Raw genomic sequence first — 26,473 nt, 5'->3', positions numbered from 1 at the left:
AGAGTGAGATTTCAATTCGATTAAAAAAGAGTAAAACTAATTTTAATATATAAAATTTTTAGATGAGGATGAATGAGATGAATCGTGAAGGAATTTTAAGCGCAGAGAGAATTGTTGTGAAAATTGGGACACATTCTCTTTTGGATAGTCAAAATCAAATCAATTATTACCGGATTGACCGCCTAGCTTTGGCTCTTTCCACCTTAATTCAAGATGGTAAGGAAGTGATTCTTGTAACCTCAGGTGCGATTGGTGTTGGTTCTGTCAAAATGGGCTTAACCAGCCGACCTACCGATATGGCGTCACAGCAAGCGACTGCCGCTGTTGGACAAGTAGCTTTGATGAATTTATATAGTCGGTCATTTAACTACTACAGCCAATTTATCGGGCAAATCTTGTTAACACGGGACATTATCGACTTCCCGGATTCTTACAACAACTACAAGAATGCCATGAATGCCTTATTAGGGCAAAAAATCTTACCGATTATCAATGAAAACGATGCAGTAGCAGTTGATGAAATGGACCACCAAACCCGTTTTGGTGATAACGATACCCTATCTGCCTTGGTTGCTTCCACTATGGATGCGGACTTGTTGATTTTCCTAACAGATGTAGACGGCTTTTATGATGACAATCCGAAGCGAAATCCTGATGCGGTTCGCTTTGATGTCTTGCATGAGGTGACTGACGACTTAATGGATATGGCTAAAGGCGATGTTTCTGCTTTTTCAACTGGTGGAATGGAAACGAAATTGACGGCTGCTAATGAATCTTTAAAATCTGGACAAATGACGGTAATTATGTCATCAGAAGACCCTATGCAGATTTTAGACTTAGTTAAAGGAGAATCAATTGGGACACTTTTCATGCCAGAATAAGCAAATCCAATAGCCTTTCTCAAGAGAAATGGTTATAATTAATGAACAACATGAGAAAATACTCATAATTCTAATGTAATGGAGGTACAGACATGATTGATGCACAAGGTTTAGTGAATCTTGGTAAAGCTGCAAAAGTGGCTTCACGAGAATTAGGCAAATTGCCAAGCCAACAAAAAAATGCAGCTTTATTAGCAATGGCCAAGTCCTTGCGGGCCAAGCAAGCGGCGATTTTAGAGGCGAACCAGGCCGATATTGAAAATACACGAGAGGCTGATCGGCGCCCCGAAAGCTTTATTGAGCGCATGACCTTAACTAAAAGTCGGATTGACGATATGGCCGCTGGTTTTGAAAAGGTGGCGAATTTACCGGATATTATCGGGCAAACGGATGAAATGTGGTTTACGGAAGATGGCATTGAGATTGGGAAGAAACGTGTACCTCTTGGGGTTATCGGGATTATTTTTGAATCACGTCCAAATGTAACAGCAGACGCTACTGCCCTAACCTTTAAAGCCGGTAACGCGGTCATTTTACGTGGGGGTAGCGAAACGATTCAATCCAACTTGGCCATTATTGAAGCCATTAAAGCTGGTTTATCTGAAGCTGGCGTAACAACAGATGCGGTCAACTTGATCGACAATCCTGACCGGGCCTTAGCGACTCAATTTATGCAGATGAATCAATATTTAGATGTCTTAATTCCACGTGGTGGTGCAGCCTTGATTCAAAATGTCGTGAAAAATGCGACTGTGCCAACAATTGAGACAGGTATCGGAAACGACCACCTGTACGTGCATGAAGCGGCTGATTTAGATAATGCTTTAGCCATTTTGAAAAATGGCAAGCTACAGCGGGTTTCAGTATGTAATGCTTTAGAAAACCTACTAGTCGACGAAAAAGTCGCGGAAGCCTTTTTGCCACAAATCGTTGAATCCTTTACGGCGGACAAGGTTGTGGTGCACGGGGATCAAAGAACCCGGGAAATCTTGCAAGGAAAGATCGATATCCTACCTGTCAATGAGGAAGATTATGCGACGGAATTCTTGGCTTATGAAATTGCGGTCAAGGTAACTTCTGGCTATGATGAAGCGGTTGAACATATCCAAACTTATTCATCTGCCCACACAGAAGTGATTGTAACTCAAGACTACTCGGTAGCCCGTCAATTCGTAGATGATATTGATGCTGCTGCGGTGGTTGTTAACGCCTCTTCTCGCTTTACAGATGGCGATAAATTTGGTTTTGGTGGTGAAATAGGGATTTCGACTCAGAAATTGCATGCCCGCGGACCAATGGGGATTGAAGCCTTAACGACTTATAAATATGTGATTTATGGGGATGGGCAAATCCGTCAATAATCATCATATGATAACGGAAACGTGCGTACCGGAGATCCTTTCTGGTACGCTTTTTCGTGGTATAATGGGCGTAAATATTTTTAATAAGGAGCATTTCATGACCAAGCGCGTTTTATTTATACTGACTGGTGGGACGATTTCGGCTCAGGATTCCGACCACGGGCTTGTTGCCGGGACTATCAACCAAGAACTGACTGAAATCCTAGCATCTTCTGGGTTAGACTTTACTTATGAGGCAGTCAACCTATTGTCTATCGATTCAACCAATATGCAACCGGAAAACTGGCTGCAGATGGCCCAAGTTATCCAGGACCAATACGAGGCCTATGACGGCTTTGTTGTCGTGCACGGGACAGATACTATGGCCTACGGGGCTGCTGCTTTATCTTACCTGGTTCAAAACAGTACCAAACCAATTGTCTTTACTGGGTCACAAGTGCCCCTATCAAAAATTGGTAATGATGGCGTGAAAAATATCCTAGACGCCGTAACCTATGCCATTTCTGACCAGGCCTACGCCGTATCGATTGTATTCCACGGGGAGGTCTTACTGGGCACCCGGTCGCGCAAAGTCCGGTCGCGGTCTTACCAAGCTTTCCAAACCATTGATTTCGCCAACCGGGCAGTTGTCCGGTCACAAAGGGTTTTACCTATCTTAAATCAATCTAGTGATTTAGGGCCAGTTAAATTCTACAACCAACTGAATCCGCGCGTGGGCTTGATTAAATTAACGCCAGGCCTTCCTGCCCAAGTCATTGAATCCTATTGTCAGTTGGTGGATGTCATCATTATTGAAGGTTTTGGGATCGGCGGGATTCCACAATTGACAGCTCTTGATTATGCAGGGCAAATTCGGGCAGCCGTTAACCATGGAAAATATGTGATTTTAACCACTCAAGTACCAATGGAAGGTTCTGATTATGAGGTCTATGCAGTTGGTCAGTCAATCCTAGGGGAAAAGCATATTATTGAAACAGCGAATATCACCAGCGAAGCCCTAGTCATGAAGGCTATGTGGGCGCTTGGGAATTCGGCAGATTTTAACCAGTTTAAGACCATGATCCAAAGCCCCGTTGATTATGATTATTTGAAGTAGAAAAAAAAAACAGGTATCCCCTATTGAAGTAAGTGGGTGCACCTGCTCTTTTTATTTAAGCGTTTTTGATTAAAGTAGTTTTATGAGTGGTTCACCCAAAGCTGTATGCATATTTATTGCCCTAACTATCTTGATAAGTAAAGGGACGGTCCCTGTATAATTCCTTGTCTTAACTTGGCACATTATTAGATAACGCGCAAATCACATTTTCGTCAACCTTATTTAAATATTTACTTGGTAAATATTGTTGTAAGTACTTACGATGAGATTTAAACAGCAAGAAGATAGCGGTTTTAATAGTGGTCTGTATTTTTTTGAACAAAGAAAAAGAGCTGAATTAGTGATATTCAGCTCCTTGTTATTTTCTATTGCAATTGTTGATCTACACTAGTTTTTTTGGTGTACTTCTTCACTTCAGGAATGACCTTTTCACCTAGTAAATCAATGGTTCGTTTGATTTTATCTATCGGAACACCACCCATATCAATTTGGCCGATGTACCGATCCATACCATAAACTTCATATTGATAAATCAATTTATCAACAATCATTTCTGGACTGCCCGCCATCATCGTATCTTGAACAGATCTTGACTGAGCGAATTGCTGCTTAGGGAAAATAGAGCCATTTGAATGTAAGAATGATGATTTCACATGTGGGTAAAACTCTGCCAATGCTTCTTGACCTGTAGGGGCAATATACATGGGGCTAGCTGTTGTTAACGGATAAGTTGTTGGGTCTATACCAAGATTCGCTAGCTCTTCGTGGTAAGCCTCTACAGCTGGATAAAAGGCCATCGCTGGTCCAGCTAGAGTCGTTAGGACCATCGGGATACCCGCACGCCCTGCTTTCACTGCTGACGCTGAAGGGCCACCTACACCTCGCCAAATTGGAATGAAGTTGTCTTTTGGTTTAGGGAAAATTTCTGCTTGGTTTAAACGGTGGCGGAATTGCCCTTCCCAAGTGATTTTTTCACCCTTTTCAACTTGTTGGTTTATGTAATTTAATAACTCAAATTTTTCTTCGAACAATTCTTCATAGTCGCGTAATTCATAACCTAACAGCTCAAATAAACCAATTCGAGAGGCACGACCACCTACTAATTCAACCCGCCCGTCAGAAATTAAATCTAAAGTCGCAAAGTTTTCATAAATTCGAACCGGGTCAGATGTCGATACAACAGTTGATGAAGATGATAATTTAATCTTATTCGTCGCTTGGGCAATGGCCCCTAAAATGACTGCATGGGCTTGAGAGACAAAGTGTTCTTGATGAGATTCACCAAGGGCAAAAATATCTAAGCCTGCTTGTTCAGCATGCTTAGCTGTTTCGATTAATTCTTGAATTCTTCTTTGTTCCCCTACCCCTTGGTTGGTATGTGGATTTGGGGCATAGTCACCTAAAGAATACAGGCCAAATTGCAAGCCTTCATTTGGTTTAAAACCAAACTTCTCTTTCATTGTTGTCATCGTTATTCTCCGTTCATTTTTGAATATATTTTTAGATAGTTCTATTATAATTTCAAATCCGAATTAATACAAGAATTCAGCTTACAATTTGTTAGTTAGGGAACTTTCTGTTAATAAGATGATCTTCATTTTCCAATCAGACGAACAAAGATCTTATTTATTGAAATCGAACAAGTTCAAACCGGTTTCTGCTTGGTCCTTCGACCGTTCCACTTCCCCAGAAATCATATGAACAAAAATTTCTCCAGTACCTGAAATAATGGCTTCGTTTAAGTGGCCACCAACTACTGACCCATCTGCACGGCCAAACGTAGCATGTAGGTGGTTATATTGTTCGCCGTCCATCATCGACATATTGCCGTTCAATGAAGTTAGCTCTAACTCTTCACTTAATTCGTTAGGACTGTATGAACGCTCTGCCACATTGTATAGGCTGTATTTCACCTGGTCACAAGCCCCAATCCCTTGAACAGTTGCTAAAGAGATTTTCTCACGCTTAGCTAATTCTGCTAAAGTAGAAATAATCTCTTCGCCTCTATCAAGTCGTACAACTAACACATCGCCAAATCGTCTATAATCCATTTGCTTATTCTCCTTTGTCAAAATTCACAAGTTATTTTACTTCTTTGACTAGAATAACACACCCAGAATCAAAATCATTATCAAAAGACGTCCAAAAAGCAATCGAAATCCCTAGCCATCTGGACTACTCCGATGCGCAAGCGCAAAAAAAAGATAGAGCCGAAACCCTATCCCTTAATTTGAAATCGATTATTTGCTTGTTTCGCTTTGACCATAGCCATAACCGTAGCCATATCCATAACCATAGCCCAATTTATTGGCATCTTCCCCGTTATATACGGCACCAATCACGTTGGCATTTACCACGTCCAATAAATCTTTTGTTTTGCGTACTTCGTTTTTGTTAGCAATTCCAGAACGAACAACCACAATCACGCCATCTACACGCGTTGCAACAACTTGTGCGTCGGTAACAGCTAGGATCGGTGGTGTATCAAAAATAACTAAGTCAAACATTTCTTCTAATTCACCGATTAATTCAGCCATCCGGTTTGAACCTAGTAGTTCAGATGGGTTTGGCGGAATTGGACCAGCTGCTAAAATGTAAATATTTGCATCGGCAACATAGTTTACAGTATCCATGATGTTAGCATCACGATCTGTTAGTAAACTAGTCAATCCAACAGTTGTGTTGATATTAAATGTTTTGGCTACTGTTGGTTTACGTAAATCAGCATCTACTAATAAGACACGCAAGCCTTGTTGTGCCATTACAGCAGCAGTATTGGCTGTAACAGTTGATTTACCTTCCCAAACACCAGATGATGTGAACATGATTGATTTAAAATCACGGTCAACCATTGAGAATTGGATATTCGTACGGATTTGACGGAAAGATTCAGAAATGACGTCATTTGGTTGCGTAACAGTAATTAAACTAGCGCCTCGGCGTTGTTCTGCATTCATCTTGTCAAAATGTTTTCTATTATTCTTAAACAAAATTGAACCTCCTAGACACGACGACGGTTTCTAGAACCATCTTTAACTGTATTACCTTTGAAGCGCGTATCTTCAACCTTACTTTTATCCATTTGTGGAATAGATCCTAATAAAGTCCAACCAAGCTCTTCAACGATATCACTGCTCTTAACTGAATTATCTAACATTGCATTGACTAATTGCAATACAACACCGACAATCAATCCTAATAACGCACCAATGATGATGTTTAAAATCACATTTGGTGAAGTTGGCGATTGACCAGGTTCAGCTGGGGTTACAATCGAAACGTTCTCTACTTGTAATACTTGTTGTACAATTTCAGAGAAAGATACAGCAATTGCGTTGGCTAAGTTAGCAGCAACATAGGGTGATTCATTTTCTACAGAAATGGTAAATAGTAATGAATCTGAATCCATAGAAACTGTCACGTTTTCTGCTAATTCAGTAGCCGTCATACCTTCTGCTTCAGGTACCTCTGCAATGGCGGGATCAAGAACTAATGGACGGCTTACCAATGATTGGTAAGTGTTTAAAAGTGTCAAGTTCGCTTGTAGGCCTGATTGAGTGATTGTATTTTCTGTAGTGGCGGTAGCAGTGTTATTCACAACAATATCAGTTGTAGATGTATATTTTGGTGTCATCAAGAAAAATGTCACTAAAGCTGCTAATACAATCCCAATAACTGTGGTTGAAATAATCTTCCAAATATTCGCAGTAAGAATATTCAGTATCTCAATTAAAGAGATTTCTTGGGTGTCGTTCATCTCGTCCTCCTCGAGCAAATATAATTTATATTATTTACTTCCTATTTGAATATATTATCATAACTATGTCAGTCTACCATATCAGTTTTTAAGTTTTCAATAAGATATTGATTTATTTATGATTTTTACTTATTTCTCATTATCCATTTTCCGACGTTTTCGCATCACGATGAACAAATTCAATTAATTTTTTATTTAAACGATCATCATCTACAGCAGTTAAATCTAAGGATTCAACAAATTCATAGATTTCTTCAATTGGCTGGCTCGTAATTTTCCCAACAAAAATCTTATCATCTACTTTTTGACCAGTTGTTTCGTCTGTTAGCAGTAATTCTTCATATAGTTTCTCTCCAGGACGGATACCACTTTCTACAATTGGAATTTCCTTTTCAGTAAATCCTGATAATTTAATCATTTTTTTAGCAAGATCTAGGATCAGAACTTCTTTACCCATATCTAAGATAAACAATTCCCCACCTTCTGCTTTAGCGCCAGCTTGGATAACTAAGCGACTAGCTTCAGGAATCGTCATAAAGTAACGACGCATTCTAAAGTCAGTGACTGTAACTGGTCCACCTTTTTCAATTTGTTTCTTGAACACAGGTATAACAGATCCTCGTGAGCCTAGTACGTTACCAAAACGTACGGCAGCAAATTTTGTGTGCGTTGAAACTTTATCCATTCCAGTAACTAGCATCTCCGCAATTCGTTTTGAAGCACCCATTACATTTGGTGGATTATTTGCTTTATCTGTTGATACCATAACGAAGACATCTACATCAGCATTTTTAGCCGCATTCGCAACATTCATTGTTCCGAAGACATTGTTCTTCACTGCTTCAGTTGGGTTTGCTTCCATTAACGGCACATGTTTATGGGCTGCTGCATGGTAAACGATATCTGGTTTGTAGGTTTGCATGATTTGTTCAATGTGTTCTTTATCTTGAACGTCCGCAATAATTGGAATAATCCGAGTATTTGGTAAGTCTTTTTGAGCGAACTCTTGGTTGATCAAGTAGATTGAGTTTTCTCCGTGACCTAAAAGATAAATCGTTTGAGGTGCGAATTTAGCTACCTGGCGACATATTTCAGAACCAATTGAACCCCCAGCACCTGTTACTAAGATATCTTTACCAGAGATTTGACGGAAGGCATCTTCATCATCTAACTCAACCTCGTCACGGCCCAAAAGATCAGAAATTTCAATTTCTTTAGGTCCAGATACTGTATCCATTTGATAGCCCAATAGCGTTTTTTCAACTGAAGGCATTTGACGAACATCCACGTCGTATTCAATACCCCAGTCTAAGATTTGTTCAATCTTTTCACTTGGTAAGGTTGGTGCCGTAATAATGATGTTTTGTAAATGATATTGTTCGATAATACTTGGAATATCTTTAATGCAACCTAAGATGCTCAAGTTATCCAATTTCTTATGTAATAACTCTTTATCATCATCTACAAAGCCAACGAATCGGTAAGCTCCATCATTTTTAAATTGTTTAAGGAAAGTATTCCCACCTCGACCTGCACCTACAAGTAAAGTTGGCTCAAAGACCCCTTCACCGTTTTGTGCGTTTTCTCTACGGTCCATTGTTAATCGCCATGTAGCTCGCGATAAAAAGGTTAGGCCTATAGCAAATACAGTTAATAAAAAAACAAAACGAATGGAAAAACTTCTATAAATGATTGCTGCTGACGCTAGGGTTAAAATTGACGCAATAAAATGGGTAATCAGTAAATCTGAAGCCCCTTTAAAACTCATATAACGGATAATCAAATTGTAGTTTTTTGTTCCTAAACTAGCTAACATATAAGTAATGAAATAGATAATAGATAAACCTAACGTCACTGATAAGGTTAAACCAACATAAATTTCAAGTAATAGATATGCGGCAAAACCAGCGACTAATATCGATACAAAATCAGCAATCGCTAGTATCGAATATTTTTGGTATTTAGAAAAATTCATTTACGCGTTACGCTCCCAACTTGTGCTTTTCTTTTTCCTGATCAATTGATTTAAAACTATAATCCAACAAACTAAAACAAACCAAAAAATTTCTTCTTACGTTTTGGTTGGTCTAAATCAAAATTGGTAATCATTGGATCCCCATTCACCAAACTTTTCGCATTGGCTTTAAAATCAAATACAATACGAGTCCCATACTCAGCCTGCATTTTATTGAAAGCTGCCTCCATATTAAAGCCCCTAGGTCCATGTGGACGGTGGGCATCTGAAGCGAGCATATGGACTAGATTTTCCTCAATCAACAAACGACTCGTTTCTTCCACACCAGAACCAAACTCCCCTAAATACGAAGCTGCTGTTAACTGTGCGTAGCAACCCATGTCCACAAAACGTTTTAATATTTCTGGTTTTTCAATAATCTTTTGATTTCGTTCCGGATGAACGATGATTGGGCGGATATTTCGTGACAATAAATCAAAGAATACTTGTTCCGCATAATGTGGTACTTCATGACTTGGAAATTCAATTAAAACATAATGGCCATCTAAATCTGTAAATAAAACTTCACCTTGATCAATGTGGTCTAACAACTCACCGTGGAGTCTGATTTCTTGACCAGGGAATACAACTAAATCAATGCCTCTGCGGTCAAGTTCTACTTGCAGTTGCCCAACAGCTTCTTCAACCTTGCTACGTTCATTAACAAACTCTGAATTACGGTGGTGAGGTGTGGCTAAGATATGGGTAATCCCTTCTTGAACAGCGACATTCGCCATCTCTATTGCCATTTCAATATCTTTAGCGCCATCATCCACGCCTGGTAATATATGATTATGGATATCTATCATTACATTCCCTCCTTTTCATGTAGTGAATGAAGTACTGTGATCACTATATACACAAAAAAGATCCAGAATACTTGAATCTTTTTTTAATTAGGGCAATTTTCATTTCTACAATATACTATATGTAAACAATTTATATGTAAAAAATTGGTAAAGTCACCTTACAATTTCACAACAATCATTCATTTTTCACTACTATATACTCTACCGCTTTTCAACCAATTTTAAAACATCATTTTCATCATATACCAATTTAATATCCATCAATGTAGATGACCCAATCAATTCTTTGAGGAAAATACGGTCGCCTTCCCAAAGGGTTAAGTCAAAAATCTTGTCCTTATCTACCCAAGCTAGGTCCCCTTCTCTGGTTTGCCCGACCTTATTATTTTCTAGTCGACCTGTATATAAGAAAATATACATGGGTTCCTGGTCAGCATAGATAAAAGTGACTATCCCCCGGAAAACGGCTGCTTTTAATTTCTGGCCAGCTTCTTCTTTGACTTCTCTTTCCAAGCATTCCATAGGTGATTCACCCTGTTCAAATTTGCCGCCGATACCAATCCATTTCCCATGGTTGACGTCGTTGGCTTTTTTCGTCCGGTGGAGCATCAAGTATTGATCCAAGTCATTTTCCAAGTAAATTAGTGTTGATAACATATAGCCTCCACTTAGTCTAAGTCAGCGTCTACCAGTAACCCCATACCTAAGGCACCCTTACCGCCGTGAACCCCTATAACTGGTGTTAAATAACGGATAATGATGTCTTCATTTGGATAGTTTTCTAGGAAAAAGTCTCTGAATTCAATGGCTTTATCATAGGCATCACCGTGGGCAAAGCCTAAATGCAGACGGTCACCAAATTGCGCACGGGCTTCTTCATAGATACGCAACCAAGATTTTTTAATCTTTCCTTCAGTACGGATCTTCTCAAAAACATCTACTGTCCCGTCATCTTCAAATCGTAGAATAGGATAGATTTTTAATACAGAGCCGATAAAGGCTGAGGCTGCCTTAGCCCGGCCACCTTTGACCAAGTTGTTTAAATCTTCAATAAAGACATAAATTTCTGAATCTTGAATCATTTGGTTGATGGCTGGAATAATTTGTTCAGCTTTATAGCCTGATTCAATCAAACGAATCAATTCTTTCACTTCGTGGGTAATGATAATGGATACAGCCTTGGTATCGATTAAGTGAACTTTGATTCGATCTTGATATTCTTGCATGACCATACGGGCTGTTTGGAAGGTCCCGCTCAGTTTACTAGACATAAAGACCCCGTAAACCTCGTCGTAACCCTTAGCTACTAGTTCATCCATAATTCGGTAATAGTCCGCTGGTTCGGGTTGAGATGAGGTTGGCAATTCGTCTTCACTCACCATTTTGTGGTAAAAGTGTTTTAAACTCATTTCGTTAGTGGTATCATCCATCACTTCGCCATCTTTAAAAGCAATCTTTAAAGTTACCTCGTACACATCGGGATGGTTTTTTAATTCGTCAGGCAAACTGGATGTACTATCTACAATGATTGCTGAGCGCATAATATTTTCCTCCTTGTAACACTTGGTTCCTGTGTTGATTTACAGTATATTATAACAAAAAAAATGCGATAAATCGCATTTTTCTCTCGTTTTACAATTCGGCATCTACCACTAAAAAGATTCCAATCGAACCGTTCCCTACATGGGTCCCTACAACCGGCGTTAATGCAGAGACAGTTACTTGTGACATATCCATATCATCTGACATATTGGCAACAAGCTCTAAGGCACGTTCTGAAGCATTTGAGTGGGCTACAGACACATGTAACCGGTGACCATATCTAGCGTGGGCAGTCTCGTAAATTCCTTTGAATTTTTCTTTCATTTTACGGTCAGTACGGATTTTATCAATCACTTCTAGCGCACCCGTTTGATCAATTTTAATTAAAGGTGTGATTTTTAATAGGTTACCAAAGAAGGCACCGGCAGCTGATAACCGGCCTCCTTTTACTAGGTTATCCAATGATCCTACCATAATATAAGTTTCTGTCTCATCTGCTACCTTTTTTAAAGCTGGGACGATTTTTTCCGCCTCGTAGCCTGCTTCTAGTAAACGTAAGCATTCGCGAACAAGGTGTTGCGATACCCCTGAAGTCGATTTAGCATCGATAATATGCGTCGTTACTTGATCAGTAAATTCACGTGACACAGCTTCTAATGACGATTTAGTCCCACTTAATTGACCTGAAATGACCACGCCATACACTTCATCGTAGCCCGCTTTGACGATTTCTTCATATACGTCATAGATTTGGCCGTTTGTCGGTTGTGATGTTGTAGGCAGTACTGTCATTGTTTCTAGTTGATTGTAGTAGTCGGAAATCACTTGGGGATCACTAGAATCTTCACGGACTTCCCCGTCTGGAAATATAACGCTCAGTTTAATTTGGAATACATTTTCCAAGTTGCTAAGGTCTTCTGGTAAAGTTGCTGTTGAATCAACGATAATTGCTGTTTTCATATATATGAGTCTCCTTAAAAATACATCATTGTACTAAAAATGGTGTCGACATAGTTTACCATGACCGCGAGTCAAAAAAAAGGGCTAGTTTTAACACTTACCCCTTTTCCTAGTTCCCATAACTAGATTGTTCGTAAAGTTTCATTAGTCATTACAGCGCGCTTCAAGTTCAGTAGTATTTTTATTACAGATGATAAGCGTTTAAAGGATACTGTTACCAGGGCACTAGAAGAAAATGTACATTTACTATATTTTGTTGGCATCTGTAACAGTTAATATATGCAATAAAAAATAGTCTCTATAAAGTTTATAAACGATAGTTGAATGTTGCAAACAAAAAACACCCCACTTCAAATCAAGAAGTAGAGGTGTTATCGATTCGTTTAACTAGCTATTTTATCTTTTTCAGTAAGGATAATACCTATAACAAGTCCAAGAAGTGCTGGGACTAGCCAGCCGAATCCGTAGGCGTAAAACGGTAAGACTGCTTGGGCGAAATGACCAATTGCGTCTCCACCAACTAGGTTGAATATGCCCTCTGGTAATGTTTTAATGAAGTCAAACAAGGCCGCAACCATCGTAAAGCCAGTTACCCATCGGTAGACATGCTTACTGGTGTAGACGGGTTCACATAGGGCTAAAATCACAAGTGAGATTGCCAGTGGATATAGGAACATTAATACTGGTGTTGATAAGCCGATTATCGTGGTTAAACCAACATTTGAAACGATAAATGATAAGCCAGCAAATAAAATCGTCCATTGTGTTAATGATAATTTATTTGGGAATAGCTCTTCAAATGTTTCTGCACAGGCTACGATTAATCCAATAGCTGTTTTCAAACAAGCAAATACCATCACAATGGCTAACAAGATTGAACCTGCTGTACCGAAGTAGTGTTGGGTAATCAATGAAAGCGCTACGCCCCCATTTTCCTGAACATCAATAAAGCCACGACTTTGTGTGCCTAAGATGGCTAAACTGAAGTAAATTAGGCCCATTAAAATCGCTGTTAATAACCCTGATTTAACGGTTGAATTGGCCAAGGCTTTAGGTTCGTTGACCCCTAATTTGCGGATTGACCGGATAATGATAATCCCAAATGCCAAGGCCGCCAAGACATCCATGGTATTATACCCTTCTAGGAACCCTTGGAAAAAGGCTTGATTTGTATAGTTGCCAATTGCGTCAACTTCAGCCACACTCGTTTCTGGCATAGTAAATGCACGAACAAAAATGATCGCTAGGAAAACTAAGAAGACGGGGTTTAAGAACTTACCAATATAATCCATGATATTAGACGGACGAAGAGATAAGGATAAGGCCACCCCGAAGAATAAGATCGAATAAATCAATAGCGCCACAGGTGAATCAGCGAAACTAGTGGTCGCAAAACCCACTTCAAAAGATACGGATGCTGTCCTTGGACTAGCGAAGAATGGACCAATCGTTAAGTAAAGCGCCACTGTAAAGAATAAGGCATATTTTCTAGAAATCTTACTCGCTAAATGAAAGACCCCTTCTGAGTGAGTCATCCCCATAGCAGCTACCGCTAATAACGGTAAACCTGTTGCAGTGATGATAAAGCCAAGACTCGCTTGCCAAACATTGTCGCCGGCCATTTGTCCCATCAAGACAGGGAAAATGATATTACCGGCACCAAAAAATAGGCCAAACAAAGTCGACGCTACGACAACGAGCTCACGCATTGTCAGTTGTTTCTTCAAATTTGGTTTCATTATTGTAACTCCTTTTCGTATTCAACAAAAATACCATATCCTAACATAAAACAACATTACATTAAGATAAAATTTAGGGAATTTTAATCCTATCCTCTTTTGATTTACAAATATCTCGTAGGATTTTCTTATAAACTATAGGAATATGCTATAATCTATAGCGATATTAAAATGGGGAATGCAGACGCAATAATTAAATATATTTCAATATCCTTTCGTCCCTACAACAAATTTTTTAAACAACTTACAAGGAGAACACTATGCAAATCGCGATTGTAGGATTAGGTGTAGCTGGAAATGGCAGCCTAAAAGCCCTAATTGATTTTAAAAACCAATATCCACAACAACCCTTAACCATTGATATTTATGATGAAGCTACTTCCTTAGGCAACGGTTTCCCCTATCAAGAGGACGACCATAAGTTAGTAATGAATTCATATGCGAAAGATTTATCTATCGAAGCAGATAATCCTAATGATTTATTAGACTGGTTGTCATACTACCACAAAGAATACTGTAATCCAGGAGCCTTTATCCCCCGTGCAATATACGGTGATTATTTAAAGGACCGCATGAAACATTATTTAGACAATGACCATATTCATATCCATTACCAACGTATTCAAGACATCCAAGTTGTCGATCAAGCAGGCAGTCATATTACAGGTAGCCAGGAAAAGAATGGCTACTACCAATTACAAACAGCTGATGGTCATTGGCAAAACACCATCTATAACGCCGTTTTCTTAAATATTGGGCATCCACCTTATGCGGATCACTATCATTTAATGGGGCACAGTGGATACATCCATGATCCATACCCGGTAAAGGATAAACTTGCTACCATTGATCCAAGTAAAAAGATTGGCATCATTGGATCCGGCTTAACTGGTCTAGATGTTATGCGATACCTTCAATACCACTATGGAAATCAGCTCGCTCGTTCCATTACTTTCTTTACACGATCTACACCATTCTCCTCTGTCAAACAAGGGCCATATGATGGTTATATTCAGGCTACTTTTAATATGGATTGGGTTAAAAATCAACAGTCAGCCCATAATGGTTATATTCCACTAGATAATATTTTGGAAACTTTTATGGCAGATATGGCAGTTAATAAAGTAGATGTTAAACGCGTAATCGACCGATATGGTAGTGGCGCTATCACGGAGATTCGTCAAGAATTAACCCACTACGATCGCGATTTACATATATTCCAAATTTATACGGGTATTGTCACCCCTTATTTGCCTTATATATACATGGGCATGTCGGTACTTGACCGCAATATATATAAGCAAGAATATATGCCTATTTTTGAACATTTCAGAAGTCAAATGACACATGAAGCCCTTGAGGATATTATGCGGTGGTATGATGAGGGAAAGGTGACCTTCCAAAGTAAACTGGCGGATATCAAACCGCATAGTGATGGGGGGTTTGAACTGATTTTTGAGAACGGTTCAAGCAAGCATGTGGATATTTTAGTGAATGCAGCTGGATTTGAAAGTCAATTACTGCCGGCAACACAGCAAGATATATTCATAAAAAACATGGTTGACCGTGACTTATTTACCCCTGCCTTGGACGGTGGTGTGCTTATAACCTGGCCTCAAGGACAAGTCATTTCTCAACGGTATGGAACGCTCGACAACCTCTTCTTAACAGGTCGTTGGATTATGACTACACAATACGGCAACAATAATGCACAAATGTCTTTTGCCTTTGGACAACAAATCGCCGAGCAATTTCTAGAGCGGCAAGTAAAAGCATATAAATAAATAAAGAGTCTGACTTGATCTCAATGCTTCTTAATCAAGTCAGACTCTTTATTTTATACTGCTAATTGATTGGAACCATCGCTATAATCAATCTCAATCCCTGGTTGAATATTTGGAATATAGACATGAAACTGCAATTCTCCCTCATCCTCAATGGAATAGGCCTCCATGAAAATCCCGCGCGCCAGGAGTTCACCCCCCATGAATAAAGGGGTAATCCGATAGCGGACATGATTTTCACTATCTTCCACGTAGGCAGCCACATAGTTTTCAAAAGGAAGCATACCTTCCACATTGAAATACCTAGTCCCAGTCATCAAGTTCAGCAAATTATCCTGCTGACCAGTCAACTGAAAACCAATTAAATGACTTCGGTTATACAACCAGCCTGCCGATACAATATCATACCGGTTTTGTTGCCAACCAGTTGGGGTAATTGCGGTCAAAGCTTCTCGTTGTTCCGATTCAGCCGGCATCAAGTCCACCCCTAACAAGGCATTGGCTTCAGACACCCGACCCAGATCATCCAAAGGGCTATACCGCTCCCAAGACTCTTCAACATTCGTCAAATCCGCATCCGTAAAAATGGGCACATTGTCATTCACTTCAACATAGGCCTGCCCGTCCGGCACACTAGGCGGATTCTGATGGTAGAGCTGACCTAAATCCTCAGCTTCTTCCAGCGAAGATGCTCCTTGTTGGCTTTCAGATGTCGAGTCAACACTTGATTCAGTTGAAGAACTTGCCCCATTCCCACTACTTTCTTCTATAGAAGAAGATGTCTGGTCGTTCTTGTTTCCTTCCTCCGCCTGACGCACGCGCGACGACGACGACGCTAATTGGTGGTCCTCCAAAATCTCTTGGTAAATCGACGACGTCCGGGACACCTCTTTGGCCACCTCAACCGGCTCAGCCAATCGTTCTTCCGCCATCCGGTTACCAACCCATAGAAATAGGATCAATCCCGCCAAAACCAACATGGCAAATAACCGCTTATCCTTAGGTTTCTTTTGATTTTTACCAGCCACCAACAACACCTCCCTCTCACAAAATATCTGCCTATTATCATACCATATTTCCATTTTTTCTGGGCAAAAGGACCTACAATTTCATGGCTAACAAGCCAATATTGACCAATTTTTTCGTCAAGAAAAGGGCTGTAGCTTTTAGCCACAGCCCCTTTGAAAGCTTTATGATTAACGATGGTTATAACATCGGGCTTAAAATTAGTCACCGTTGTAAATAGTTGGTACGATCATGTAGTCAACCGTACGTAAAGCTCCTAGGTCACGACCACCAGCATATGAAATACTTGATTGTAAATCTTCTTCCATTTCACGCATTGTGTGCCATAAGCTACCGCGACTTTCGATCAACATTTTCTTACCTTCAACGTTTTTGTAGATGCCTTTTTGGAATTGAGATGCTGAACCAAAGTACTCTTTGTAAGTTACACCATCTTCCTCTACAGTTTCACCTGGTGATTCAATGTGGGCAGCTAATAATGAACCAACCATAACCATTGATGCACCGAAACGTACAGATTTCGCGATATCACCGTTTGTACGGATACCACCATCAGCGATAATTGGTTTACGCGCTGCTTTAGCACATAATTTAATCGCTTGTAATTGCCAACCAGCAGTACCAAAACCAGTTTTGATTTTAGTGATACATACACGACCAGGTCCAACCCCTACTTTAGTCGCGTCAGCACCGGCGTTTTCTAAATCACGCACAGCTTCAGGTGTTGCCACGTTACCAGCAATCACAAATGTTTCCGGAATTTGTTCTTTAATGTATTTAATCATATCGATAACAGTCTCAGAATGACCGTGAGCAATGTCAATTGTAATGTAGTCTACGCGTTCACCACTTGCTTTGATTTCATCGATGAAAGTATATTCTTCTGGTTTTACACCAACAGAAATTGACGCAAATAAACCTTCAGCATTCATGTGCTTGATAAATGGCATACGTTTTTCTGGTTCAAAACGGTGCATAATATAGAAGTAACCTTTGCGCGCCAATTCCTCAGCTAACTCTTCATTTAATACAGTTTGCATGTTTGCTGGCACAACTGGTATTTTAAATTCACGACCTCCAAATTCAATTGAAGTATCTGCCTGGCTACGGCTTGTAATCACACATTTAGCAGGTATTAATTGGACTTGTTCATAATCAAAAGTTTCCACGAATTCAACTCGCCTTTCTCTCTATCAATATCTTCAACAACAAAAGGTGTCCGTAAACACCAATTCGTATTCTACACACCTACTTTCTGAATTGCAAGCTTTATCTATTCGTTTTTTCAGCAATTTGTCATATTTTATCCAAATCAAGGCATAAACGGACTGACTTTTTCGTCAATTAACGAACATTACCCTTTGAAAATAACCCGAACATTACTAAATTCAAAACGAGCAACTTAACCCTCGCAGAATTTATATTGAAAGACGAACTTTTAATCTCATAACATTTTTATTTTAACAAAAAAAGAAACTAGCTTATCACTAGTCTCCCTATTGCAAAAAAAAATCTATTATTATACTTTCCAGCTATCATTAAATTTTTCGTGTGCTTTTAAGGCATCAATCGTTGGCATCCCACCTTGGGCACCAAATTTTTGAACAGATAAAGAACCTGCAATTGAGGCAAATTGAATGGCGTCAGCTAAGCTATTACCTTTAGATAAGGCCACGGTAAAAGCACCTGAGAAGGTGTCGCCAGCACCAGTTGTATCCACTACATTCCCTTTAATCGCTGGCACATGGACAGCTGCTTCTCCATCATGGTAACGGACCCCGTCGCCACCCATTGTAACCAATAACTGAGCTGGGTATTGGCCTAATAATACATCCGTATCCAAATCACCAAACATCTCTTTAGCTTCTGTTTCATTTGGCAATAAATAGTCTACTTTCTCTAAATAGGCCTTGTCAATCTCAATAAAAGGCGCTGGGTCATAAGTCACCTTAATGTCATGCGTGTCTGCCAAATCGATTAAATATTGAATAGATGGCATAGGGATTTCATTTTGAATCACGAAATAGGTACAAGCTAACAAGTCCGCTTCCACTGATTTCAAGTAGTCAATGGTCACTTCTTGGTTAGCACCAGGCACATAAACGATGGCATTATCCCCTTCAAAAACAGTAATATGGGCTGAACCTGTTGTCGTATTTTCAATTGTTTTAACAGCTGTCACATCCACACCATTTCGCGCTAAATTCGCCTTAGTTTCTTGTCCAAATTGGTCGCCACCAACGCAACCAAACATTTGCACTTGTCCACCTAGTCTTGCTGCTGCTACCGCTTGGTTGGCCCCTTTACCACCAAAAGTTGTTTCAAAAGCCTGCCCGTATACAGTTTCTCCCTGCTTTGGTACGCGATTTGTCGTTACAACGAAATCTGTCGAAATACTACCAATTACACCAATCATTTAAACATTCCTCCTCATGTATGAATATTACCTTTATTATACGTTATAAATGCCAACTAGGCAGAATTTTTCAAAAAAAAGAAGCCGTGCTCTACACACGACTCCCCTTTTACAAGCATAAAGCTAATCTAACTCTAAATGTTCTCTAAGTTCTGCAGAGGTTTCTGAAATTTGTGATTCAGATAAGATATTGTAGTAAATACCTGTCGACATATCGCCAGTACCCACTAAGGTAGTAGATTCAACATTTTCAGAATCAACTCGGTAGTTCAAGGCTAATTGGGTCATATCTGAAACAGTTAAGTCAGTAACCACATTGGTTTGTACTGTGTCAAACAAGCTACCTAGAGACCCAATATTAGACACATCAGAATACTTATCTAAGATGGCTAATAGCACTTGACGCTGACGGTCAGCACGACCATAGTCACCATTTGGATCATCGTAACGGTTACGAACGTATGCTAGAGCTTCAGCACCTGTTTCCAAGGTAATTTGACCTTCTGGGAAGGTATATTCATCTTGAGAGAAAGTGAAGTTGTTGTATAAGGACACCCCACCAATCGCATCTATGATGTTCATCATACCTGTCATATTCACTAAGGCATAGTAGTCAACTGGCACATTCAATAGGTTTTGGACTGCATTGATTGAACCAGACGCCCCACCGGCCATGGCATAAGCACCGTTAATCTTGAAATCAATACTTGAAATATAAGTGTCACGTGGAATGGATACCATTTTAGCAGTTTGTGTATTCGGGTTAATGGTCATAAGAATCATGACGTCAGTATTTTGTTCACCAGTTGTTCTTGTCCCCCCTGAGTCCATCCCCATGAGTAAAATAGAAATTGGCTCTTTATCCGAAACAGTCACTTCTTCATCGCGGACTTCTTCTACCGGATCCGCACCATCAGCGTCCGCTGGTTGATAAATCGCGTCTCCTGTTTGGTCAATTCGGTAGTATGAGTATGCAAGAATCCCGCCCCCAATAATTAAAAAGGCTAACAATATCCAACCAAAACACCCCAATAAACCACGACGTTTCTTACGAGGACGCTCCTTATAATACGCTTCCCCTTGACTTCTACGATGGCGACTTTCTCTATTTGCCATATAAACCCTCCTCCTCAAAGATAGATATAAAAACTTTTACAAATTCTATGCTGTTTATTTCTATGATTTATTCTGTAACAGTACTTTCTTCAACAGGTGTATCAGTCACAGGTTCTTCAGATGTAACCGACACTTCTGAAGTAGCAGTTGCCTCTTGACTCGTTTCCGGCACACTTCCTTCAGGTACTGTCGTTGATTCAGATGGCACCGGTGCTTCATAACTTTCTGTACCCGTTGCCGACGCTTCATCACTATAAGTATCTGTATAATCAGATGTTTCCGAATAAGTAGATGAATCGTAATATGTGCCCGTGTCTTCTTTAATAGTTGTACCACCGTAAGTATCCAAGTCATCACTTGTGTCCTCAGTCACAGTGCCACTCGGGTCAAAACCAGCAGTAATATGTTCTAGCAATTCATCATCTAAAGTCGTCGGAATCGTTTGATCTTCATTTTCATCGATTAAGTCTGTGTTCCCTGTTGATTCTAAGTAGTCATTAATTGAATAACCAAAGATGTATTTGACCAGTTCGTTCAAGTCCTCCCTTGAATATATACCTGGTTGAATGGCCATCTCGTCATCTGTCAAGACGCCGTCCCAATTTAAGTCAGACACTGGGAAGTAGGTTGATTCAACCCCATACTCAACAGGATAAACTACGGCTGAATTGGTTGTTTCATAATCGATGTTGTCTTGCATGATGGATACATTTTCTAAACGCTCTAATTCAGGAATTAACATGTAATAACCAAAATCAAGGTTTAGGTCAACGTAGTCATCAAAGACTAATTTATTTAAATTATCCATAGCTGGTAGGTAATTGGCTTGTAAGGCAAACATATTATCTACTGTAATATTTGTTTTAATATCATCACCGACGGCATCTAAGATGTCATTGTAATTGGTAATTGTTCCAAGTGAAATGACCTTATCTACTACTGCTTCGATCAATTGTTGTTGTCGTTTTTCACGGCCAATATCACCTTCAGGATCCGATTTACGCATCCGGACGTATTGCATTGCTTCTATTCCAGATAAGGTACGTGTTTCGCCTTCTGTAAAAGAAACATCGTTTTGAGTAAAAGTTAAGGTTGGCGTAATATCGACACCACCCAAGGCATCAATCACGTCCATAAACCCTTGCATATTGACATTCACATAATAATCAATTGGCATATCTAAATAGCGTTGTAGGGAGTTAATTGTTCCTTCAATCCCATCATAATTCATATATGCGTGGTTTAATTTGTCAAATTCATCCGTATTACTTTGGACCCCTAAGGCATCCCTTGGAATAGATACGACAGTTGATTCGTTGGTCTTTGGATTAATGGTGAAGACCATCATCACATCCGTCCGTGACTCCTCAACATCCGCGTAATAAAGCGCCCCACTATCAAGACCTGTTAGTAAAATCGTAATCGGTTCGCCATTTTTTAATTGGGTATCTGCATCACGGAGTTGCTCTGAATTCACATCCTCATAAATATCAGAACCAAAACCTGAAATATCAGCATATACTTTAAAAGCAATCGCACATATAAGGACTACTAAAGTGGCAGCCCCTAAAATCCAATAAGTTCTTTTTTCTTTGGGTAACCACTTAGCTGAAAATATAGTACTCAAAAATGACGATTTCTCTTTTCTATTTTTGTGCCGGCTAGGGGCTTGATTGTTTTGATTATCTTGCTTTGTCATAAGCGCTCCTCTGGAGAATTATTAGGAAAATTGCTGGGTTTTCTTTGCTAAAAATATCTAGTTTGTCTTGTGAAACTTAAGCAATCTATACCAATTTACATTATAGCATAATGAAATTTAACTTCATTTCAATTTAAATAATCTTAATAATTATTTATGCCAAAAAAAACCATTAAGTTTGCAAGACTGCCCTTAATGGTTCCGTTATGGTACTTAATCTTTTTGTTGCGTTAAAATAATTGGCCCATCTTCAGTGATAGCTAAGGTGTGCTCATACTGTGCTGAACGTCCGCCGTCAATTGTGCGGGCAGTCCAACCGTTAGCGTCCATTTTGGATTGCCATTTACCAGTATTTACCATTGGTTCAATGGTAATCGTCATGCCGGCACGTAAACGTTGCCCTTTTCCAGCCACACCAAAATGTGGTACTGATGGACCCTCATGCATAGTTGGTTGAATACCGTGACCCACAAACTCACGTACCACAGAGAAACCTTCCCCTTCGACATAAGATTGAATAGCCGCACCAATATCGCCAATACGGTTACCAACACGTGCTTGCTCAATCCCTAATTCTAAGGCTTTCTTCGTTACGTCCATTAGACGTTGACCCTCTTCGTCAACTTGACCAATCCCGTATGTCCAGCAAGAATCAGCAAAATAGCCGTCTAATGATAAGACAGTATCAACACTGACGATATCGCCATCTTTTAATGCGCGGTTAGGTGCAGGGAATCCATGACAGATTTCATCATTAATAGATATACAAGTTACATATTCATAACCTTCAAAGCCTACTTGTTCCCGAATAGCACCTGCTTCAGTAATTTTCTTATCGAAAAAAGCTTCTATTTCCATTGTGGTTACACCAGGAACCATCATTGGACGCAATTGTTCATGGATACTAGCTAGTAAAGCTCCTGCTTTTTTCATGCCTTCTATTTCACGGGCAGATTTTAATGTTATCATTCACTCTCGTCCTTCCTTTATATTCACGTTCATTATACCCTAAAATCAAACGGAATAAAATTAATCAATCATCCATTATATCATGTAACCGTTTTATTTTTTATAACTTTTAATGATAATCTTTGGCTTTTTCTCGATTTAACTGGTATGATTAAAGAAGCAAGAAAACGTTATTGCATATTTTAAGAAACCAAATATGAAACGTATCTACCAATGACCTGAGCGAGGTGAATGGCATGGGAAAAACGCAAAAATTAGAACAAGTTGCCTACTTACATATTAAAGATCAGATACTTAGTGAAAACTGGAAATCCGGCTTTCATATTGTTGAAGCCTTTATTTCTGAAGATTTAGATATCAGTCGAAGTCCTATTCGTGCTGCTTTAAGTACCTTAGCAGATGAAGGCTTTGTAGATATGATTCCGTATCGCGGATTCTTCGTCGGAGATCATGCGCTGAAAGTTGACTTCGTAGCCCACCGTTTACGCTATGAATTAATTATCAGTTACCGGATGTTGGATCAAATGATTAAACAAAAGGTTAAAGGCGAAGACTACCAAGACATCTTAGAAGAGAAAGTTCAAGCAGTAAAAAAAGCATACGAAGTAAAACATTTCGATGACTTCATTACTACTAGTGAAGCATTATTAAAAACAATTTTGGATATCGGTAATCATGACTTCCTAGTTAAGGAAGCTTTAGAGTGTTCACGTACTGTGATGACAGCTATTTTAGAGAAATACCATACGGATGAACCAAAAGATTTCATTTTGGATATGTATCCTTTCATGATGTACCTAGGTGACTTAGTACGGTTGATTGCAGAAAACCGCTTCAATGATGCACGTGTCTTATTTGAAATCATTATCAACTATATGAAAATGCAACTACCAAAAGAAACGCAAGAAGCTTTTGAAAATATCGATACTTACCGTTTAGCATAAAAAAGTGAATATCCAATGAATGAAAGCACTCTATATCGTAAAAGAGTGCTTTTTTTGCTATAATTTTAATATGGGAATGAAATTTTAAATTGAAAGGAGCGAATCACATTGCCAAAGGCACTAGTTACCTTTGCTTCTTTAACGGGAAACGATGAAGAAATAGCAAATATTATGACCAAATCCTTAGTTAATTTGGGCGTAGATGCACGTATGGTGGAATGCCAATCTGTATATGCGACCGATTTTCTAGAGGAAGACATCTGCGTTGTCGTCACTTATACATACGGCGCTGCTGCAGACTTGCCGGATGAAATTGTAGACTTATACGAAGAATTGGCGGACGTTGATTTAACAGGTAAGGTTTTTGCGACCTTAGGTTCAGGCGAATATGATTACGAAGAATTCTGTAAATCTGTTGATGATTTTACCGAACAATTCAAACAAACCGGTGCTACTCAAGCTGGTGAAGCTGTGAAGATTGAGTTGTATCCTGAAGATGAGGATATCCCTTTAATTGAACGACTTGCCCAGCAATGTGTAGACAGCTATCAACAACATCAATAAAAAACAATCCTAGGAGGACATCATTTACATGGAAAATTTTGACCAATTATTAGACAAATATGCAAACCTATTAATCGAAAAAGGCATTAACGTACAAAGAGGTGACAATGTAATGATTTACATTGCTGTCGACCAAGCCCCTCTAGCCCACTTCTTAGCAAAACATGCTTATGAAAACGGTGCTCGTCGTGTACACTTCACTTGGAAAGATGATTACACTAATCGCTTAGACTTCGAATACCAAACTACAGAAGATTTAGCTGAAGTTGCAGACTATACTGTAGCCCGCCAAGAAGATTTAATTTTAAATCAAAAAGTATCACGCCTTTCTATCGTTTCTGGTGACCCAGATTTATTGAATGGTATTGACCCAAGCAAAATTGATACCGTTCAAACAAGTCGCGGTCAGAAATTAAAAGTTGTCCGTAATGCGACAATGAACGATCAAGTTAAATGGACAGTTGCAGCAGCGGCTGACTACGGCTGGGCGAAACACGTTTTCCCTGAATTAGCTGAAGATAATCAAGCGGCAACAGATGCATTATGGGATGCCATCTTCAAAGCTAGTCGTGTATACGAAGCTGATCCAGTAGAAGCTTGGAACAACCACCGTGACTTATTAGACGAAAAAGCACAAAAATTAAACGACAAACAATTCAAAAAATTACATTACACTGCACCTGGTACAGATTTAACATTAGGTTTACCTGATGGTCACATCTGGGTATCTGCTCAAAGCTTTAACCCTGAAGGTTCACCATTTATCGCTAATATGCCAACTGAAGAAGTTTTCACAGCACCAGATACAAACGTAATGGATGGTTACGTGACTTCAACAAAACCACTATCTTACGCTGGTTCTACAATTGAAGGCATCAAAGTAACCTTTGCAGACGGTAAAATTGTAGACGTTACAGCTGATAAAGGTGAGCAAATCATGAAAGATTTAGTCTTCAACAATGATGGCGCGCAGGGTTTAGGTGAAGTTGCCCTAGTGCCACATAAATCACCAATTTCTCAAAGTAATCTAACATTTTACAACACGCTATTTGATGAGAATGCTTCAAACCACTTGGCAATCGGTGCTGCTTACCCAACTAATGTTAAAGGCGGAACTAACATGTCAGAAGAAGAATTACAGGCAGCAGGCGTTAACCGCAGCCATGTTCATGTTGACTTTATGATTGGTTCAGCAGAAATGGATATCGATGGTATCGATGCAGATGGTAATGTATTCCCTATCTTCCGACAAGGAGAATGGGCTTTCTAAGCATTTAGCTCTCACTTACTTTTGCACACAAATTAAAGGAGGTTGACCATGTCACACAATCAAAAAAATAACGAAAACGACTTGAATGAACTATATAATCGTTTAAAGAACATGGACCGACAAAAAGTTGAGGAAACTCTGGAATATCTAGACAAAGGGTCCCCCAAGTTAAACTGGTTATACATCACCCTTGCCGTGGCCATTATTTTTCTTTTAATTTGGTTAATTATGGTAATGAACCCTAATGAAGATGTGGCGCCAACAATCGATACTGCCGAAGAAATCAATCTTCAAATCCAGGAAATGGAAACCCGTATCGAAGCCTTGGAAAGCCAAGTAGAAAGCTTAGAAGAAGGCAATAACTAAAGCAAAACAAAAACGCTACTAATGCACTTAGGAAACTAAGAACATCAGTAGCGTTTTTTAGATTATGGCTCTTCGTCAAATAGGACTGATGAGTAATTTCTACCAGGTAATCATTAGATTGCCTGGCTTTTTATATATTCTTTTCCATTATTCATTTTCA

24 protein-coding genes are annotated in these 26,473 nt (G+C 39.4%); 8 read left to right on the top strand and 16 right to left on the bottom strand.

Annotated features, from left to right (window positions below; all coding sequences use genetic code 11):
- The first annotated feature begins 77 nt into the window (after positions 1-77).
- The 3 genes from proB (at position 78) to ACFW0C_RS06635 (ending at position 3,338) form a co-directional block, all read left to right on the top strand.
- Positions 78-881, top strand: a complete 804-nt coding sequence (gene proB / locus ACFW0C_RS06645; protein WP_378106364.1) for a glutamate 5-kinase — start codon at positions 78-80, stop codon at positions 879-881.
- Between the two features lie 92 nt (positions 882-973).
- On the top strand, positions 974-2,242 hold the full coding sequence (locus ACFW0C_RS06640) for a glutamate-5-semialdehyde dehydrogenase (protein WP_378106363.1): 1,269 nt from the start codon (positions 974-976) through the stop codon (positions 2,240-2,242).
- Positions 2,243-2,339: 97 nt separating this feature from the next.
- The gene (locus ACFW0C_RS06635) at positions 2,340-3,338 is read left to right on the top strand and encodes an asparaginase (RefSeq protein WP_378106362.1); all 999 of its coding nucleotides are present in this window, start codon (positions 2,340-2,342) and stop codon (positions 3,336-3,338) included.
- Between the two features lie 365 nt (positions 3,339-3,703).
- Here the strand turns inward: ACFW0C_RS06635 and ACFW0C_RS06630 are convergent, their stop codons facing one another.
- The 10 genes from ACFW0C_RS06630 to brnQ all read right to left on the bottom strand — a co-directional run bounded on the left by ACFW0C_RS06630 (position 3,704) and on the right by brnQ (position 14,159).
- Complete coding sequence (locus tag ACFW0C_RS06630) at positions 3,704-4,807, bottom strand: LLM class flavin-dependent oxidoreductase (protein WP_378106360.1); 1,104 nt, start codon at positions 4,805-4,807, stop codon at positions 3,704-3,706.
- A 153-nt stretch (positions 4,808-4,960) separates the two neighbouring features.
- Positions 4,961-5,389, bottom strand: coding sequence for a PPC domain-containing DNA-binding protein (locus ACFW0C_RS06625; RefSeq protein ID WP_378106359.1), 429 nt, complete (start codon positions 5,387-5,389; stop codon positions 4,961-4,963).
- Positions 5,390-5,578: 189 nt separating this feature from the next.
- Positions 5,579-6,328 (bottom strand): CpsD/CapB family tyrosine-protein kinase, encoded by a 750-nt coding sequence (locus tag ACFW0C_RS06620; protein WP_378106358.1) that lies wholly within the window; start codon positions 6,326-6,328, stop codon positions 5,579-5,581.
- An 11-nt stretch (positions 6,329-6,339) separates the two neighbouring features.
- Positions 6,340-7,095 (bottom strand): YveK family protein, encoded by a 756-nt coding sequence (locus ACFW0C_RS06615; protein WP_378106357.1) that lies wholly within the window; start codon positions 7,093-7,095, stop codon positions 6,340-6,342.
- A 139-nt stretch (positions 7,096-7,234) separates the two neighbouring features.
- Positions 7,235-9,070 (bottom strand): polysaccharide biosynthesis protein, encoded by a 1,836-nt coding sequence (locus ACFW0C_RS06610; protein WP_378106355.1) that lies wholly within the window; start codon positions 9,068-9,070, stop codon positions 7,235-7,237.
- Positions 9,071-9,141: 71 nt separating this feature from the next.
- Complete coding sequence (locus tag ACFW0C_RS06605) at positions 9,142-9,918, bottom strand: tyrosine-protein phosphatase (RefSeq protein WP_378106353.1); 777 nt, start codon at positions 9,916-9,918, stop codon at positions 9,142-9,144.
- A 201-nt stretch (positions 9,919-10,119) separates the two neighbouring features.
- Positions 10,120-10,575, bottom strand: a complete 456-nt coding sequence (locus ACFW0C_RS06600) for an NUDIX domain-containing protein (protein WP_378106352.1) — start codon at positions 10,573-10,575, stop codon at positions 10,120-10,122.
- Positions 10,576-10,586: 11 nt separating this feature from the next.
- Positions 10,587-11,459, bottom strand: a complete 873-nt coding sequence (locus tag ACFW0C_RS06595; protein ID WP_378106350.1) for a DegV family protein — start codon at positions 11,457-11,459, stop codon at positions 10,587-10,589.
- Positions 11,460-11,550: 91 nt separating this feature from the next.
- Entirely contained in the window at positions 11,551-12,420 is an 870-nt protein-coding gene (locus tag ACFW0C_RS06590; protein ID WP_378106348.1) for a DegV family protein, read from the bottom strand.
- A gap of 383 nt (positions 12,421-12,803) precedes the next feature.
- Entirely contained in the window at positions 12,804-14,159 is a 1,356-nt protein-coding gene (gene brnQ, locus ACFW0C_RS06585; RefSeq protein WP_378106346.1) for a branched-chain amino acid transport system II carrier protein, read from the bottom strand.
- A gap of 260 nt (positions 14,160-14,419) precedes the next feature.
- Between brnQ and ACFW0C_RS06580 the strand changes: the two genes are divergently transcribed.
- Positions 14,420-15,943 carry an FAD/NAD(P)-binding protein gene (locus ACFW0C_RS06580; RefSeq protein ID WP_378106345.1) on the top strand — a complete coding sequence of 508 codons (1,524 nt, stop codon included), beginning with the start codon at positions 14,420-14,422 and terminating at the stop codon, positions 15,941-15,943.
- A 53-nt stretch (positions 15,944-15,996) separates the two neighbouring features.
- Here the strand turns inward: ACFW0C_RS06580 and ACFW0C_RS06575 are convergent, their stop codons facing one another.
- From ACFW0C_RS06575 to map, 6 genes are all read right to left on the bottom strand, one after another.
- Positions 15,997-16,971: a DNA/RNA non-specific endonuclease gene (locus ACFW0C_RS06575; protein WP_378106344.1), complete on the bottom strand. Its 975-nt coding sequence runs from the start codon at positions 16,969-16,971 to the stop codon at positions 15,997-15,999.
- A 198-nt stretch (positions 16,972-17,169) separates the two neighbouring features.
- Positions 17,170-18,138 carry a GMP reductase gene (locus ACFW0C_RS06570; RefSeq protein ID WP_378106342.1) on the bottom strand — a complete coding sequence of 323 codons (969 nt, stop codon included), beginning with the start codon at positions 18,136-18,138 and terminating at the stop codon, positions 17,170-17,172.
- Positions 18,139-18,488: 350 nt separating this feature from the next.
- Positions 18,489-19,385 carry a ribokinase gene (gene rbsK / locus ACFW0C_RS06565; RefSeq protein ID WP_378106340.1) on the bottom strand — a complete coding sequence of 299 codons (897 nt, stop codon included), beginning with the start codon at positions 19,383-19,385 and terminating at the stop codon, positions 18,489-18,491.
- Positions 19,386-19,508: 123 nt separating this feature from the next.
- Positions 19,509-20,501 (bottom strand): LCP family protein, encoded by a 993-nt coding sequence (locus ACFW0C_RS06560; RefSeq protein WP_378106338.1) that lies wholly within the window; start codon positions 20,499-20,501, stop codon positions 19,509-19,511.
- A 67-nt stretch (positions 20,502-20,568) separates the two neighbouring features.
- Positions 20,569-22,200, bottom strand: a complete 1,632-nt coding sequence (locus ACFW0C_RS06555; RefSeq protein WP_378106336.1) for an LCP family protein — start codon at positions 22,198-22,200, stop codon at positions 20,569-20,571.
- A gap of 213 nt (positions 22,201-22,413) precedes the next feature.
- On the bottom strand, positions 22,414-23,169 hold the full coding sequence (gene map, locus ACFW0C_RS06550) for a type I methionyl aminopeptidase (RefSeq protein WP_378106334.1): 756 nt from the start codon (positions 23,167-23,169) through the stop codon (positions 22,414-22,416).
- Positions 23,170-23,405: 236 nt separating this feature from the next.
- Between map and ACFW0C_RS06545 the strand changes: the two genes are divergently transcribed.
- From ACFW0C_RS06545 to ACFW0C_RS06530, 4 genes are all read left to right on the top strand, one after another.
- Entirely contained in the window at positions 23,406-24,113 is a 708-nt protein-coding gene (locus ACFW0C_RS06545) for a GntR family transcriptional regulator (RefSeq protein WP_378106332.1), read from the top strand.
- A 108-nt stretch (positions 24,114-24,221) separates the two neighbouring features.
- Positions 24,222-24,677: a flavodoxin gene (locus ACFW0C_RS06540; RefSeq protein ID WP_378106330.1), complete on the top strand. Its 456-nt coding sequence runs from the start codon at positions 24,222-24,224 to the stop codon at positions 24,675-24,677.
- A gap of 22 nt (positions 24,678-24,699) precedes the next feature.
- On the top strand, positions 24,700-25,947 hold the full coding sequence (locus ACFW0C_RS06535) for an aminopeptidase (protein ID WP_378106486.1): 1,248 nt from the start codon (positions 24,700-24,702) through the stop codon (positions 25,945-25,947).
- A gap of 48 nt (positions 25,948-25,995) precedes the next feature.
- On the top strand, positions 25,996-26,313 hold the full coding sequence (locus ACFW0C_RS06530; RefSeq protein ID WP_378106328.1) for a hypothetical protein: 318 nt from the start codon (positions 25,996-25,998) through the stop codon (positions 26,311-26,313).
- The last annotated feature ends 160 nt before the right edge of the window (positions 26,314-26,473 follow it).

This window comes from Aerococcus sp. NPDC058936 (genome assembly GCF_042741995.1).
Taxonomy (GTDB): Bacteria; Bacillota; Bacilli; order Lactobacillales; family Aerococcaceae; genus Aerococcus.
Note: the sequence above shows the minus strand (reverse complement) of the source record. Positions and strands in the feature narration are given on the sequence as shown.